The organism is Streptomyces enissocaesilis (assembly GCF_039533765.1).
Classification (GTDB): domain Bacteria; phylum Actinomycetota; class Actinomycetes; order Streptomycetales; family Streptomycetaceae; genus Streptomyces; species Streptomyces enissocaesilis.
The window spans coordinates 195,227-210,388 of record NZ_BAAAUD010000014.1 but is presented as its reverse complement, the minus strand read 5'-3'; the positions used below and the strand labels follow the sequence as shown (position 1 = coordinate 210,388).

General features: G+C 69.2%; 16 protein-coding genes. All 16 read left to right on the top strand.

All coding sequences use genetic code 11. The annotated features are described in order from the left end of the window. Positions 1-103: 103 nt before the first annotated feature. Entirely contained in the window at positions 104-1,192 is a 1,089-nt protein-coding gene (gene prfA, locus ABD374_RS07975) for a peptide chain release factor 1 (protein WP_344492884.1), read from the top strand. A 46-nt stretch (positions 1,193-1,238) separates the two neighbouring features. Next, positions 1,239-2,084: a peptide chain release factor N(5)-glutamine methyltransferase gene (gene prmC, locus ABD374_RS07970; protein ID WP_344492882.1), complete on the top strand. Its 846-nt coding sequence runs from the start codon at positions 1,239-1,241 to the stop codon at positions 2,082-2,084. 44 nt (positions 2,085-2,128) lie between these two features. After that, positions 2,129-2,776, top strand: coding sequence for an L-threonylcarbamoyladenylate synthase (locus ABD374_RS07965; protein ID WP_344492880.1), 648 nt, complete (start codon positions 2,129-2,131; stop codon positions 2,774-2,776). Next, entirely contained in the window at positions 2,773-3,423 is a 651-nt protein-coding gene (locus ABD374_RS07960) for an arsenate reductase/protein-tyrosine-phosphatase family protein (RefSeq protein WP_344492878.1), read from the top strand. The genes ABD374_RS07965 and ABD374_RS07960 overlap by 4 nt, the downstream gene beginning before the upstream one ends. A 312-nt stretch (positions 3,424-3,735) precedes the next feature. After that, positions 3,736-5,004, top strand: a complete 1,269-nt coding sequence (locus ABD374_RS07955) for a serine hydroxymethyltransferase (RefSeq protein WP_344492875.1) — start codon at positions 3,736-3,738, stop codon at positions 5,002-5,004. Positions 5,005-5,103: 99 nt separating this feature from the next. Continuing rightward, entirely contained in the window at positions 5,104-6,465 is a 1,362-nt protein-coding gene (locus ABD374_RS07950) for an MraY family glycosyltransferase (RefSeq protein WP_344492872.1), read from the top strand. Between the two features lie 263 nt (positions 6,466-6,728). After that, positions 6,729-7,166 (top strand): Cg1360 family ATP-synthase-associated protein, encoded by a 438-nt coding sequence (locus tag ABD374_RS07945; RefSeq protein ID WP_344492870.1) that lies wholly within the window; start codon positions 6,729-6,731, stop codon positions 7,164-7,166. A gap of 225 nt (positions 7,167-7,391) precedes the next feature. Next, positions 7,392-8,210: a F0F1 ATP synthase subunit A gene (gene atpB, locus ABD374_RS07940; RefSeq protein ID WP_344492868.1), complete on the top strand. Its 819-nt coding sequence runs from the start codon at positions 7,392-7,394 to the stop codon at positions 8,208-8,210. Between the two features lie 76 nt (positions 8,211-8,286). Continuing rightward, positions 8,287-8,523, top strand: coding sequence for an ATP synthase F0 subunit C (atpE, locus tag ABD374_RS07935; protein ID WP_344492866.1), 237 nt, complete (start codon positions 8,287-8,289; stop codon positions 8,521-8,523). A gap of 39 nt (positions 8,524-8,562) precedes the next feature. After that, positions 8,563-9,105: a F0F1 ATP synthase subunit B gene (locus tag ABD374_RS07930; protein ID WP_344492864.1), complete on the top strand. Its 543-nt coding sequence runs from the start codon at positions 8,563-8,565 to the stop codon at positions 9,103-9,105. Further along, positions 9,102-9,917 (top strand): F0F1 ATP synthase subunit delta, encoded by an 816-nt coding sequence (locus tag ABD374_RS07925; protein ID WP_344492862.1) that lies wholly within the window; start codon positions 9,102-9,104, stop codon positions 9,915-9,917. Before ABD374_RS07930 ends, ABD374_RS07925 begins: the two co-directional genes overlap by 4 nt. Before the next feature lie 127 nt (positions 9,918-10,044). Continuing rightward, the gene (gene atpA, locus ABD374_RS07920) at positions 10,045-11,640 is read left to right on the top strand and encodes a F0F1 ATP synthase subunit alpha (protein WP_344492860.1); all 1,596 of its coding nucleotides are present in this window, start codon (positions 10,045-10,047) and stop codon (positions 11,638-11,640) included. A gap of 20 nt (positions 11,641-11,660) precedes the next feature. Next, complete coding sequence (locus tag ABD374_RS07915; protein WP_344492858.1) at positions 11,661-12,578, top strand: F0F1 ATP synthase subunit gamma; 918 nt, start codon at positions 11,661-11,663, stop codon at positions 12,576-12,578. Further along, on the top strand, positions 12,578-14,020 hold the full coding sequence (gene atpD, locus ABD374_RS07910) for a F0F1 ATP synthase subunit beta (RefSeq protein ID WP_344492856.1): 1,443 nt from the start codon (positions 12,578-12,580) through the stop codon (positions 14,018-14,020). The genes ABD374_RS07915 and atpD overlap by 1 nt, the downstream gene beginning before the upstream one ends. A 128-nt stretch (positions 14,021-14,148) precedes the next feature. Beyond that, a complete protein-coding gene (locus ABD374_RS07905) occupies positions 14,149-14,523 on the top strand; it encodes a F0F1 ATP synthase subunit epsilon (RefSeq protein ID WP_344492854.1) in 375 nt (124 codons plus the stop codon). 133 nt (positions 14,524-14,656) lie between these two features. After that, positions 14,657-15,103 carry a DUF2550 domain-containing protein gene (locus ABD374_RS07900; protein WP_344492852.1) on the top strand — a complete coding sequence of 149 codons (447 nt, stop codon included), beginning with the start codon at positions 14,657-14,659 and terminating at the stop codon, positions 15,101-15,103. The last annotated feature ends 59 nt before the right edge of the window (positions 15,104-15,162 follow it).

Sequence of the window (15,162 nt, the reverse complement as noted above, 5' to 3'; positions counted from 1 at the left end):
GCCGGTCCTCGGCCGCTCCGGACCGGAGCGGGGAGGACCGGCGCTTTGTCGTGACGCACAGGTCGCAGTCCCCTTTCGTTTTTTGCAACCCAGGAGCCCGAAGATGTTCGAGGCGGTCGAGGATCTGATCGGCGAGCACGCTGATCTCGAGAAGAAGCTGGCCGATCCCTCGGTCCACGCCGACCAGGCGAACGCGCGCAAGCTGAACAAGCGCTACGCCGAACTGACCCCGATCATCGGGACGTACCGGGCCTGGAAGCAGACCGGCGAGGACATCGTCACGGCGCGCGAGTACGCCCACGACGACCCGGACTTCGCAGCCGAGCTCAAGCTGCTGGAGAAGCAGCAGGGCGAGCTCACCGAGAAGCTCCGGCTGCTCCTCGTCCCGCGCGACCCCAGCGACGACAAGGACGTCATCCTCGAGGTCAAGGCGGGCGCGGGCGGCGACGAGTCGGCCCTGTTCGCCGGCGACCTGCTGCGCATGTACCTGCGGTACGCGGAGCGCGTCGGCTGGAAGACCGAGATCATCGACGCCACCGAGTCCGAGCTGGGCGGCTACAAGGACGTCCAGGTCGCGGTGAAGACCAAGGGCGGCAACGGCGCGACCGAGCCCGGCCAGGGCGTCTGGGCGCGGCTGAAGTACGAGGGCGGCGTGCACCGCGTGCAGCGCGTGCCCTCCACCGAGTCCCAGGGCCGCATCCACACCTCCGCCGCCGGTGTGCTGGTCACCCCCGAGGCCGAGGAGGTCGACGTCGAGATCCACGCCAACGATCTCCGCATCGACGTCTACCGCTCGTCGGGCCCCGGCGGCCAGTCCGTCAACACCACCGACTCGGCCGTGCGCATCACGCACCTGCCGACCGGCGTCGTCGCCTCCTGCCAGAACGAGAAGAGCCAGCTCCAGAACAAGGAGCAGGCCATGCGCATCCTGCGCTCGCGGCTGCTCGCCGCCGCCCAGGAGGCCGCCGAGCAGGAAGCCTCCGACGTACGCCGCAGCCAGGTCCGCACGGTCGACCGCTCGGAGAAGATCCGTACGTACAACTTCCCGGAGAACCGGATCTCGGACCACCGCGTCGGCTTCAAGGCGTACAACTTGGACCAGGTGCTCGACGGGGAGCTGGACGCCGTGATCCAGGCCTGCGTCGACGCCGACTCCGCCGCCAAGCTCGCGGCGGCCCAGGAAAGCCAGTAAGCCCGTCCGTAACCCAGCAAAGCCCCCTGCAAGTCGGAGGACCGGGATGAATCTGCTGCTCGCCGAGGTGGCCCAGGCCACCCAGCGGCTGGCCGACGCCGGCGTGCCCTCACCGCGGTTCGACGCGGAGGAGCTCGCCGCGTTCGTGCACGGGGTCAAGCGGGGTGAGCTGCACAACGTCAAGGACGCCGACTTCGACGCCCGCTACTGGGAGACGATCGCGCGCCGCGAGGCCCGCGAACCGCTGCAGCACATCACCGGACGCGCCTTCTTCCGCTTCCTGGAGCTCCAGGTGGGCCCCGGCGTCTTCGTACCGCGCCCCGAGACCGAGTCGGTCGTCGGCTGGGCGATAGACGCGGTACGGGCCATGGACGTCGTCGAGCCGCTCATCGTCGACCTGTGCACCGGCTCCGGAGCCATCGCGCTCGCCATGGCGCAGGAAGTCCCGCGCTCGCGCGTGCACGGCGTGGAGCTGTCCGACGACGCCATCAAGTGGACCCGCAGGAACGCCGAGGGCTCGCGCGTCACCGTCCACCAGGGCGACGCCCGGGACGCGCTCCCCGAGCTCGACGGCCAGGTCGACCTGGTCGTCTCCAACCCGCCGTACATCCCGCTCACCGAGTGGGAGTACGTCGCCCCCGAGGCCCGCGACCACGACCCGGAGATGGCCCTCTTCTCCGGCGAGGACGGCCTCGACCTGATCCGCCACATCGAGCGCACCGCCCACCGCCTGCTGCGGCCCGGCGGCGTCGTCGTCATCGAGCACGCCGACACCCAGGGCGGCCAGGTGCCGTGGATCTTCACCGAGGAGCGTGGCTGGGCCGACGCGGCCGACCACCCCGACCTCAACAACCGGCCCCGCTTCGCGACCGCCCGCAAGGCCATGCCGTGACCGCCGGCCGCAGAAACCAGTTCCCGCACGAGGAGGCCCCTTAAATGGCACGGCGATACGACTGCAACGACGCGACCGACCGCAAGACCGGTCTGCGCGAAGCCGCGGCCGCCGTCCGCCGCGGCGAGCTGGTCGTCCTGCCGACCGACACCGTCTACGGCATCGGGGCCGACGCCTTCAGCGCCGAGGCCGTCGGCGACCTCCTGGAGGCCAAGGGCCGCGGCCGCAACATGCCCACGCCCGTCCTCATCGGCTCCCCGAACACCCTGCACGGCCTGGTCACCGACTTCTCCGAGCAGGCGTGGGAGCTCGTCGACGCCTTCTGGCCCGGCGCCCTGACGCTGGTCGCCCGCCACCAGCCGTCCCTCCAGTGGGACCTGGGCGAGACGCACGGCACCGTCGCCGTCCGCATGCCGCTGCACCCCGTCGCCATCGAGCTGCTCACCGAGTTCGGTCCGATGGCCGTCTCCAGCGCCAACCTCACGGGACACCCCGCTCCGGAGGACTGCGACGCCGCCCAGGCGATGCTCGGCGACTCCGTCTCGGTGTACCTCGACGGCGGCCCGACCCCCGGCATCGTCCCGTCGTCGATCGTCGACGTCACGGGCAAGGTCCCGGTCCTGCTGCGGGCCGGCGCCCTCGACGCCGAGGAGCTGCGCAAGGTCGTACCCGACCTCGAGGTGGCCAGTTGACCGCCCTTGACGGGCGTGGCATAGCCGGAGGCAGCACCAGCGACACCTTCCGTATCCTCCACGTCTCCACCGGCAACGTCTGCCGCTCGCCGATCACCGAGCGGCTGACCCGCCATGCCCTCACCGACCGCCTGGGCGACCCGCTCACCCGCGGGCTCCTCGTGGAGAGCGCGGGCACATGGGGGCACGAAGGCGCCCCCATGGAGGCCAACGCCGCCGCCGTCCTCGCCGACTTCGGCGCCGACGCGGCGGGCTTCACCGGGCGCGAGCTGCTCGACGAGCACGTCATCCGGGCCGACCTGGTCCTGACCGCGACCCGCGACCACCGCGCCCAGGTCATCTCCATGGGCCACTCGGCGGGCCTGCGCACGTTCACGCTCAAGGAGTTCACCCGGCTCGTACGGGCCATCGACCCGGCCACCCTGCCCGATCCCCTCCAGGACGGCGTGGTGGAGCGCGCACGCTCCCTCGTACGGGCCGCGGCGGCCCTGCGCGGCTGGCTGCTGGCCCCGAGCGTGGAGGCCGACGAGGTGTACGACCCGTACGGCGCCCCCATCACCTTCTTCCGCTCCGTCGGAGACGAGATCAACACGGCGCTGGACCCGGTCGTCACGGCGCTCACGGGAACACCGGCCCGCACCCCCTGACGGGCTCCCTCTCCCCCGCCCACCCCTTCCCGCTGCGGCCTTCCGCGGCTCCGCCGTGTGCCGGGCTCCGCCCCGGACCGCGCCCCCGGACTCCGCCCGGGGACCCCGAGAGGCCGCATGTGCCCGCCGGGCGGGAGATCCGGCCCCTCCGGCGTTCGAGGACACGCCCGGAGGGCGTCCTGGCCCGGGGCCCGCCCCGGTCCGGGAAAGGGGCGGGGCGGGGGAGGAACAACGCGTCGTACGGCGAGCAGCGCGGCCGGGCCCGTCCTACATTGGAGGGGCCGCACCCCTTCGCCAGGCCCGGAGCCAGCCATGCCGGTCACCGCAGCACCCGTTCAGCAGGAGCACACCGCCCTCGGCGCGGGCTTCGACGAGCTCCGCCGCCAGGACCCGGAGATCGCCGACGTCATCCTCGGCGAACTGCACCGCGAAGCCACCGGCCTCCAGCTCATCGCGGCCGAGAACTTCACCTCCCCCGCAGTCCTCGCCGCCCTCGGCTCCCCGCTCGCCAACAAGTACGCCGAGGGGTACCCCGGCGCCCGCCACCACGGCGGCTGCGAACTGGTCGACGTCGCCGAGCGCATCGCCGTCGACCGCGCGAGGGCCCTCTTCGGCGCCGAGCACGCCAACGTCCAGCCGCACTCCGGCTCCGCCGCCGTCCTCGCCGCGTACGCCGCGCTGCTGCGCCCCGGCGACACCGTCCTGGCCATGGGCCTCCCGTACGGGGGACACCTCACCCACGGCTCCCCTGCCAATTTCTCCGGCCGCTGGTTCGACTTCGTCGGCTACGGCGTCGACCACGAATCCGGTCTGATCGACTACGACCAGGTACGCCTCCTCGCCCGTACGCACCGCCCCAGAGCCATCGTCGTCGGCTCCATCGCCTACCCGAGGCACCCCGACTACGCGCACTTCCGCGCCATCGCCGACGAGGTCGGCGCCTACCTCGTCGCGGACGCCGCGCACCCCATCGGCCTGATCGCCGGGGGAGCGGCGCCGAGCCCGGTCCCGTACGCCGACGTCGTCTGCGCCACCACGCACAAGGTGCTGCGCGGCCCGCGCGGCGGCATGCTGCTGTGCGGCGCCGAGCTGGCCGAGCGCATCGACCGCGCCGTCTTCCCCTTCACCCAGGGCGGCGCCCAGATGCACTCGGTGGCCGCCAAGGCGGTCGCTTTCGCCGAGGCGGCGGCCCCCGCCTTCGCGGCGTACGCCCATCGGGTCGTCGTCAACGCGCGCGCACTGGCCGAGGCCCTGGCGGCGGAGGGCTTCGTCGTCACCACCGGCGGCACGGACACCCACCTGATCACCGCGGACCCGGCCCCGCTGGGCGTGGAGGGCCGCACGGCCCGCGGCCTGCTGTCGGCGGCCGGCCTGGTGGTCGACTGCTGCGCCCTGCCGTACGGCGACGAGCGCGGCATCCGGCTGGGCACCGCGGCCGTCACCACCCAGGGGATGGGCGAGGCCGAGATGGCGCGCATCGCGGCGCTCTTCTCGGCGGCGCTGCGGGGCGAGGGTCCGAAGACCGCGGCCCGGGTACGCGATCTGGCCGGGGACTTCCCGCCGTATCCGGTCCGGAAATGAGCCGTGCAACCATCAACAGGCACCCGTACGTCCTGGAGCATGTGGCCACGAAGCTAGGGTGTGGGGCTGAGATGGCCGGCGATACCTGTGGGGCTGCCCGTGCGTGAATACCTGCTGACGCTCTGCGTTACGGCGGCGGTGACATACCTGCTGACCGGACCGGTGCGGAAGTTCGCCATCGCGACCGGCGCGATGCCGGAGATCCGTGCCCGCGACGTACACCGGGAGCCGACTCCCCGGCTCGGCGGCATCGCGATGTTCGGCGGTCTGTGCGCCGGTCTGCTGGTCGCGGACCATCTGCAGAACCTCAACAGCGTCTTCGAGCTGTCGAACGAGCCGCGCGCGCTGCTGTCGGGCGCCGCGGTGATCTGGCTCATCGGCGTACTGGACGACAAGTTCGAGATCGACGCCCTCATCAAGCTGGGCGGCCAGTTCATCGCCGCCGGTGTGATGGTCATGCAGGGCCTGACGATCCTGTGGCTCCCGGTGCCCGGCGTCGGCCCGGTCTCGGTGACCGCCTGGCAGGGCAACCTGCTCACCGTCGCGCTCGTCGTGATCACCATCAACGCGGTGAACTTCGTGGACGGTCTCGACGGCCTCGCCGCCGGCATGGTCTGCATCGCCTCCACGGCGTTCTTCATGTACGCGTACCGGATCTGGTACGGCTACGGCATCGAGGAGGCCGCGCCCGCCACCCTCTTCGCCGCGATCCTGATGGGCATGTGCATGGGCTTCCTGCCCCACAACATGCATCCGGCCAGGATCTTCATGGGCGACTCGGGATCGATGCTGATCGGCCTGGTCCTGGCGGCCGGAGCGATCTCGGTCACGGGACAGGTCGACCCGGACGCGATGAAGCTCTTCCTCCCGGGCGGCAGCACGCGCGAGGTCACGCACGCGATGCTGCCGGTCTTCATCCCGCTGCTGCTGCCGCTGACGATCATCGCGATCCCGGTCGCGGACCTGCTGCTGGCGATCGTGCGGCGCACCTGGCAGGGCAAGTCGCCGTTCGCGGCGGACCGCGGGCACCTGCACCACCGGCTGCTGGAGATCGGCCACTCGCACAGCAGGGCGGTCCTGATCATGTACTTCTGGTCGGCCCTGATCGCCTTCGGCGCCGTCGCGTACTCGGTGCACTCGGCCAGCATGTGGATCGTGCTCGGCATCGTCGGGCTCAGCGCGGTCGGCCTGGGGCTCCTGCTCCTCCCGCGCTTCACCCCGCGCGCCCCGCGCTGGGCGGAGTCCTTCATTCCACCGCGCTACCGCAGGAGCCGCGCGGCGGCGTTCGGAGACGCCGCGCGGGAGGAGGGGGAGGCGGCCGAGCCGGACGGGACGGCCGAGGGTCCTGTGACCGACGAGCCCGGAGAACGCACCCCGGTTCCCACGGGTGTCAACGGGGCGACCGCCATCGGGCCCCGTTCGCGCCTCCCCGAGCGGCGGAAAGCCGGAACGCCCCGCTGACGATTTGGCGCATCAGGTCTCATTACCAGACAAAGGGTGAGGGTGTCCTGCGCAGACGTGCGCTGTCACTCTCATGTGTGACAGCCAGCACACCATCTTGGTAAAGACCTCATCAAATAGTTTGTGATACCGTTCACGAGACCCGGCGACATGCCGAGAGGCCGTAGTGCGACGGCCCCTCGGACAGAGGTGACCCCCTCGGTCCGGCTTACGCTCGTCCATGACGACACCTACTGCCCCCACCAGCAAGCGGAGCTGCCGCCATGCCCTCCAACGACGTCCGGAGTCTCCTCCAGACCGCTGTGCCCACCGCTGCCGCCGGCGCGATCGCCGCCGTCGTCAGCGCTGTGGTCGCGGGCGGCGAGGGAGCGCTCGGAGCCGTTGTTGCGACGCTGGTCGTGATCCTCTTCATGGGGGTGGGACTCGTCGTACTCCAGCGGACCGCGAAGTCGCTGCCGCAGCTTTTCCAGGCGATGGGGCTGATGCTCTACACCGCCCAGCTGCTCCTGCTGTTCATCTTCGTGGCGCTGTTCAAGGACACCACCCTGTTCAATCCCAAGGCGTTCGCCATCACATTGGTCGCGACGACCCTTGTGTGGATCGCCGCTCAGGCGCGTGCGCACATGAAGGCCAAGATTCTTTACGTCGAGCCGGAATCCTCCGAGGCGCAGAAGCCGAAGAGCTCGGGGTCTTCGTCGTGAAGGGTAGGGCCGGTATAAAGGCGCGTTCGAGATCCTGCTATCGTCCGGTGCCAACTGCGGCACTGCGGGCGCGGGCATCCGAGCTGACGCCTGTTCCATCGCGAGGCTCGATGCCCGACAGCCGCCCCCACATCCGTTACACCAGTCCAGTGCCGAACCGCGGCTGCTTGCCGCGCCGACACAACGAGGTTGCCGTACCTATGCGCCACGCTGAAGGAGCCCGCGGTGAGTGCTGAAAAGACGACGCTCGCCTTCGATTGGAGCTGCCGCATCCTCGCCGACAACGGCTGTGGATTCCCGGCCCCGGGCCTGCACTCCTTTCTCTTCAAGCCGATGTTCACCGTCGGTGGCTACGAGTTCAACAAGCCGATGCTTCTGGCGCTGATTTCGACCGTCCTGGTCGTCGGCTTCTTCTGGGCGGCGTTCAGCAAGCCCAAGCTCGTGCCGGGCAAGCTTCAGATGATCGGCGAGGCGGGCTACGACTTCGTACGCCGCGGCATCGTCTACGAGACCCTCGGCAAGAGGGACGGTGAGAAGTACGTGCCACTGATGGTGTCGCTGTTCTTCTTCATCTGGATCATGAACATCTGGTCGGTCATCCCGCTCATGCAGTTCCCGGTGAGCTCGGTCATCGCCTTCCCGGCCGCCCTGGCGCTCATCGTCTACGTGCTGTGGATGTCGCTGACCTTCCGCACGCACGGTTTCGTCGGGGCGCTCAAGAATGTCACCGGCTATGACAAGTCGCTCGGCCCCGTGCTGCCGCTCGTCATGGTCATCGAGTTCTTCTCGAACGTGCTCGTCCGGCCGTTCACACACATGGTCCGACTGTTCGCGAACATGTTCGCCGGTCACCTCCTGCTCGTGATGTTCACCGTCGCCAGCTGGTACCTGCTGAACAGCTGGATGATCCCGGCCGCAGGCGTCTCGTTCGTCATGACCATGGTCATGATCGTCTTCGAGCTCTTCGTGCAGCTTGTGCAGGCGTACGTCTTCGTGCTCCTGGCCTGCACCTACATCCAGGGCGCGCTCGCCAAGCACCACTGACCAGCGCCTGCCCCGCTCCACCCCCATCGTCCGGTGGCCAACCCCCACCGGTCCGTACAGAGAAGGAAGAATCAGCATGGCTGCCACTGAGACCCTTGCTGCCGTCACCGGCTCCCTCGGCTCCATCGGTTACGGCCTCGCCGCCATCGGCCCCGGCGTCGGCGTCGGCATCATCTTCGGTAACGGCACCCAGGCCCTGGCCCGCCAGCCCGAGGCTGCCGGCCTGATCCGCGCCAACCAGATCCTCGGCTTCGCCTTCTGTGAGGCGCTGGCCCTGATCGGCATCGTCATGCCGTTCGTCTACGGTCCGTGATTTTCACCCCCGTAGATCTATTCGACGAAAGGCACTGATGTGAACGCGCTGGTATTGGCGGCGACTGAGGAGCAGAACCCCCTCATCCCGCCCGGTCCAGAGTTCGTCGTCGGGCTGATCGCCTTCGCCGTCGTCTTCTTCTTCCTCGCCAAGAAGCTCCTCCCGGCCATCAACAAGGTCCTGGACGAGCGTCGCGAGGCGATCGAGGGCGGTATCGAGAAGGCCGATGCAGCTCAGACCGAGGCCCAGAGCGTGCTGGAGCAGTACAAGGCCCAGCTCGCCGAGGCCCGCCACGAGGCCGCCCGCCTGCGCCAGGAGGCGCTGGAACAGGGCACTGTCCTGAAGGAAGAACTTCGGGCAGAGGGTCAGCGCCAGCGCGAGGAGATCATCGCCGCCGGCCACGCCCAGATCGAGGCGGACCGCAAGCAGGCCGCCCTGTCGCTGCGCCAGGACGTGGGCAAGCTCGCCACCGACCTGGCCGGCAAGCTCGTCGGCGAGTCCCTCGAGGACCACGCCCGGCAGAGCCGTACGATCGACCGTTTCCTCAGCGAGCTCGAGGAGAAGGCCGAGGCCGCCCGATGAACGGAGCGAGCCGCGAGGCACTGGCTGCCGCCCGCGAGCGTCTCGACGCGCTGACCGACAACACGTCGGTCGACGCGGCGAAACTCGCCGGTGAGCTGTCCGCCGTCACCGCGCTGCTCGACCGCGAGGTGTCGCTGCGTCGGGTCCTGACCGACCCGGCGCAGGCCGGCGAGGCCAAGGCCCAGCTGGCCGCGCGACTGCTGAGCGGTCAGGTGGGCGGCGACGCCGCCGACCTGGTCTCCGGCATGGTCCGCTCCCGCTGGTCGCGGTCGCGTGACCTGGTCGACGCGATCGAGGAGCTGGCGGCCACCGCCGACCTCACCGCGGCGCAGCAGGCCGGCGCGCTCGACGACGTGGAGGACGAGGTGTTCCGGTTCGGCCGGATCGTCGCGTCCGACACCGGACTGCGGTCCGCGCTGACCGACAGGTCGGCGACGGCCTCCGCCAAGAGCCGGCTGCTGCGCAGCCTGCTCGGCGGCAAGGCCGACCCGGTCACCGAGCGTCTCGTGGTACGTCTCGTGGTTCAGCCGCGTGGACGTAGCCTGGAGGCGGGACTCGAGTCCCTGTCCAAGCTCGCCGCGGCGCGCCGGGACCGCACGGTCGCCGTCGTCACCTCGGCGGTGCCGCTCACCGACCAGCAGAGGCAGCGCCTCGGCGCCGCACTGGCGAAGCTGTACGGACGCCAGATGCACCTGAATCTCGACGTGGACCCCGAGGTCCTCGGCGGCATCCAGGTACAGGTCGGCGACGAGGTCATCAACGGCACCATCGCGGACCGCCTCGAAGAGGCGACCCGCCGCATGGCCGGCTGACCAGCACCAACTGAACACGTATCGCTAGCGGCCCGGTTGGGCCGTGCAGAGATTGCAGAAGATTCCTGGGGGTCGGCCCCCAGATCCCCAAGAACTTCGGGCCCAACAAGGAGAGCAGGGAACCCAGATGGCGGAGCTCACGATCCGGCCGGAGGAGATCCGGGACGCGCTGGAGAACTTTGTCCAGTCGTACCAGCCGGACGCGGCCTCGCGCGAGGAGGTCGGAACGGTAAGCGTTGCCGGCGACGGCATCGCGAAGGTCGAGGGTCTTCCCTCGGCCATGGCGAACGAGCTGCTGAAGTTCGAGGACGGCACCCTCGGTCTCGCCCTCAACCTCGAGGAGCGGGAGATCGGTGCGATCGTCCTCGGCGAGTTCAGCGGCATCGAGGAGGGCCAGCCGGTGCGGCGCACCGGTGAGGTGCTCTCCGTCGGCGTCGGCGAGGGTTACCTCGGCCGCGTCGTCGACCCGCTCGGCAACCCGATCGACGGTCTCGGCGAGATCGCGACCGACAGCCGCCGCGCCCTCGAGCTGCAGGCCCCCGGCGTCATGGTCCGCAAGTCGGTCCACGAGCCGATGCAGACCGGCTACAAGGCCGTCGACGCGATGGTGCCGATCGGCCGTGGCCAGCGTCAGCTGATCATTGGCGACCGTCAGACCGGCAAGACCGCTCTGGCTGTCGACACGATCATCAACCAGCGCGACAACTGGCGCTCGGGCGACGTGAACAAGCAGGTGCGCTGCATCTACGTCGCCATCGGCCAGAAGGGCTCCACCATCGCGTCCGTTCGCGGTGCGCTGGAGGAGGCGGGCGCGCTCGAGTACACGACGATCGTCGCCGCCCCGGCCTCCGACCCGGCCGGCTTCAAGTACCTGGCGCCGTACACCGGTTCTGCCATCGGCCAGCACTGGATGTACCAGGGCAAGCACGTCCTGATCATCTTCGACGACCTGTCGAAGCAGGCGGACGCCTACCGCGCCGTGTCGCTGCTGCTGCGCCGTCCGCCGGGCCGCGAGGCCTACCCGGGCGACGTCTTCTACCTGCACTCGCGTCTGCTGGAGCGCTGCGCCAAGCTCTCCGACGACATGGGCGCCGGTTCGATGACGGGTCTGCCGATCGTCGAGACCAAGGCGAACGACGTGTCGGCGTTCATCCCGACCAACGTCATCTCCATCACCGACGGCCAGTGCTTCCTGGAGTCCGACCTGTTCAACGCGGGCCAGCGCCCGGCGCTGAACGTCGGTATCTCGGTCTCCCGCGTCGGTGGCTCCGCCCAGCACAAGGCCATGAAGCAGGTTTCCGGCCGACTGCGCGTGGACCTCGCCCAGTACCGCGAGCTGGAGGCGTTCGCCGCCTTCGGTTCCGACCTGGACGCGGCCTCGAAGGCGTCGCTGGAGCGTGGCAAGCGCATGGTCGAGCTGCTGAAGCAGCCGCAGTACAACCCGTACCCCGTCGAGGAGCAGGTCGTCTCCGTCTGGGCCGGCACCACCGGCAAGATGGACGACGTCCCGGTCGAGGACATCCGTCGCTTCGAGAGCGAGCTGCTGGAGCACCTGCGCCGCGAGCGCAAGGAGCTGCTGACCAGCATCGCCGAGGGCGGCAAGATGTCGGACGACACCCTGACGTCGGTCGCGGACGCCATCGCCGCCTTCAAGCGGCAGTTCGAGACCTCGGACGGCAGGCTCCTGGGCGAGGACGCGCCGGCCGTCAACGTCTCCAAGTGACGACGGAAGGGACCTGACTCATGGGAGCCCAGCTCCGGGTCTACAAGCGTCGCATCCGATCCGTCACCGCGACCAAGAAGATCACCAAGGCGATGGAGATGATCGCCGCCTCGCGCATCGTCAAGGCGCAGCGCCAGGTGGCGGCTTCTACGCCGTACGCGACCGAGCTCACCCGTGCGGTGACCGCGGTGGCGACCGGCTCCACCACCAAGCACGCCCTGACCACCGAGGTCGAGAAGCCGACCCGGGCCGCTGTCCTGCTCGTCACGAGCGACCGCGGTCTGGCCGGCGGCTACTCCTCGAACGCCATCAAGGCGGGGGAGCGGCTGACGGAGCGGCTTCGCGGTGAGGGCAAGGACGTCGACACGTACATCGTCGGCCGCAAGGGTGTCGCCTACTACAACTTCCGCGAGCGCAAGGTCGCGGAGTCGTGGACGGGCTTCACCGACAGCCCGACGTACGCGGACGCCAAGAACGTCGCCGCGCCGCTGATCAAGGCGATCGAGACGGAAACGGCCGAGGGCGGTGTGGACGAACTCCACATCATCTTCACCGAGTTCGTGTCGATGATGACGCAGAACCCGGTGGAGAACCGGATGCTGCCGCTCAGCCTCGACCAGGCCGCGGAGGAGTCCGGTACGAAGGGCGAAATCCTTCCGTTGTTCGACTTCGAGCCGTCGGCGGAGGACGTCCTCGACGCTCTGCTGCCGCGCTACGTCGAGAGCCGCATCTACAACGCACTGCTGCAGGCCGCCGCTTCCGAGCACGCTGCCCGCCGCCGCGCGATGAAGTCGGCGACCGACAACGCCGGGGACCTCATCAAGAGTCTTTCCCGGCTTGCCAATGCGGCCCGCCAGGCCGAAATCACCCAGGAAATCAGCGAGATCGTCGGTGGCGCCAGCGCCCTGGCCGACGCGACCGCGGGGAGTGACAAGTAATGACGACCACTGTTGAGACGGCCGCCGCCACGGGCCGCGTCGCCCGGGTCATCGGCCCGGTCGTCGACGTGGAGTTCCCCGTCGACGCGATGCCGGAGATCTACAACGCCCTCAAGGTCCAGGTCGCAGACCCGGCCGAGGACGGCAAGATCAAGACGCTGACCCTCGAAGTCGCCCAGCACCTGGGTGAGGGCCTGGTCCGTACGATCTCGATGCAGCCCACCGACGGTCTGGTCCGCCAGGCCCCGGTGACCGACACGGGCGCGGGCATCACCGTCCCCGTCGGCGAGATGACCAAGGGCAAGGTGTTCAACACCCTTGGCGAGATCCTGAACAAGCCCGAGGCCGAGGCCGAGGTGACCGAGCGGTGGCCCATCCACCGCAAGGCCCCCTCGTTCGACCAGCTCGAGTCGAAGACCGAGATGTTCGAGACCGGCGTCAAGGTCATCGACCTTCTCACCCCGTACGTCAAGGGTGGAAAGATCGGTCTGTTCGGTGGTGCCGGTGTCGGCAAGACCGTTCTGATCCAGGAAATGATCTACCGCGTCGCCAACAACCACGACGGTGTGTCGGTGTTCGCGGGCGTCGGTGAGCGTACCCGTGAGGGCAACGACCTCATCGAGGAAATGGCCGAGTCCGGCGTCATCGACAAGACGGCGCTTGTCTTCGGTCAGATGGACGAGCCCCCGGGCACCCGTCTGCGCGTCGCCCTTGCCGGTCTGACCATGGCGGAGTACTTCCGCGATGTGCAGAAGCAGGACGTGCTCTTCTTCATCGACAACATCTTCCGTTACACCCAGGCCGGCTCCGAGGTCTCCACGCTGCTCGGCCGCATGCCGTCCGCGGTGGGTTACCAGCCGAACCTGGCTGACGAGATGGGTCTGCTGCAGGAGCGCATCACGTCGACCCGCGGTCACTCGATCACCTCGATGCAGGCGATCTACGTCCCCGCGGACGACCTGACCGACCCGGCGCCGGCGACCACCTTCGCCCACCTGGACGCGACGACCGTTCTGTCGCGTCCGATCTCGGAGAAGGGCATCTACCCGGCGGTCGACCCGCTGGACTCGACGTCCCGCATCCTGGACCCGCGCTACATCGCGGCGGACCACTACGCGGCTGCCATGCGCGTCAAGGGGATCCTCCAGAAGTACAAGGACCTCCAGGACATCATCGCGATCCTCGGTATCGACGAGCTGGGCGAAGAGGACAAGCTCGTTGTCCACCGCGCCCGTCGCGTCGAGCGCTTCCTGTCGCAGAACACCCACGTCGCCAAGCAGTTCACCGGCGTGGACGGTTCGGACGTACCGCTCGACGAGTCGATCACCGCGTTCAACGCGATCTGCGACGGCGACTACGACCACTTCCCCGAGCAGGCGTTCTTCATGTGCGGTGGCATTGAGGACCTCAAGGCCAACGCCAAGGAGCTCGGCGTCTCCTGAATCACCCGAGCCGCGTGACTCACGCGACTCATGGGAGAGGGGCGGGTCCGTCCCGCCCCTCTCCGTACGCCCCCTAGAATTGACCCAACACCCGGCACAACCGCCGGGTGGTGACCCGAGGAGCCACCTTGGCTGCTGAGCTGCACGTCGAGCTGGTCGCGGCGGACCGTAACGTCTGGTCCGGCGAGGCCTCCCTGGTCGTCGCGCGCACCACGTCCGGCGACATCGGCGTCATGCCCGGTCACCAGCCGCTGCTGGGTGTGCTGGAGTCGGGCCCGGTGACGATCCGTACGAGTGACGGCGGCACTGTCGTCGCCGCTGTGCACGGCGGGTTCATCTCCTTCGCCGGCAACAAGCTGTCTCTGCTCGCGGAGATCGCCGAGCTGGCGGACGAGATCGACGCCGCGCGTGCCGAGCGGGCGCTGGAGCGGGCGAAGGCGGAGGCGGACGCCGCCGCCGAGCGCCGCGCCGACGTCCGACTGCGCGCGGTCGCGGGACACTGAGTCCCGCACCGACACGTTTTGACTTCAGCCGCGGCCCGTACTGGATACTCCAGAGCGGGTCGCGGCTGAGGCGATACAGCTGGGAATTCTGTTCTCTTACTGGTACTGAGATGATGCGAGGAGGTCGGTGGAGATGTTCCTCGCTCTGCTCGTGAGCGGCTCGGTGGTCGCGCTGGTACTGGTGGGACTGTTCGTCTTCGGGCTGCGCCGGCGGCTGATCCAGCGCTCCGGCGGCACTTTCGACTGCAGTCTGCGCTGGAACACCCCCGAGGAACCCGACACCTCGGGCAAGGGGTGGGTGTACGGCGTCGCCCGCTACAGCGGCGACCGCATCGACTGGTTCCGCGTCTTCTCGTACGCCCCCCGCCCGCGCCGCGTCCTGGAGCGCTCGGCGATCGAGGTGCTCTCGCGCCGTGCCCCCGAGGGCGAGGAAGAGCTGGCGCTGCTGTCCGACCACTGCATCCTCGGCTGTGCGCACCGCGGTACGCGGCTGGAGCTGGCGATGAGCGAGGACGCTCTCACCGGTTTCCTCGCCTGGCTGGAGGCCGCGCCTCCCGGCCAGCGCGTCAACGTGGCGTAGACGGTACAGACCGTACAGAAAGCAGTCGGGGGGACGGGTCACTGACCCGTCCCCCCGAC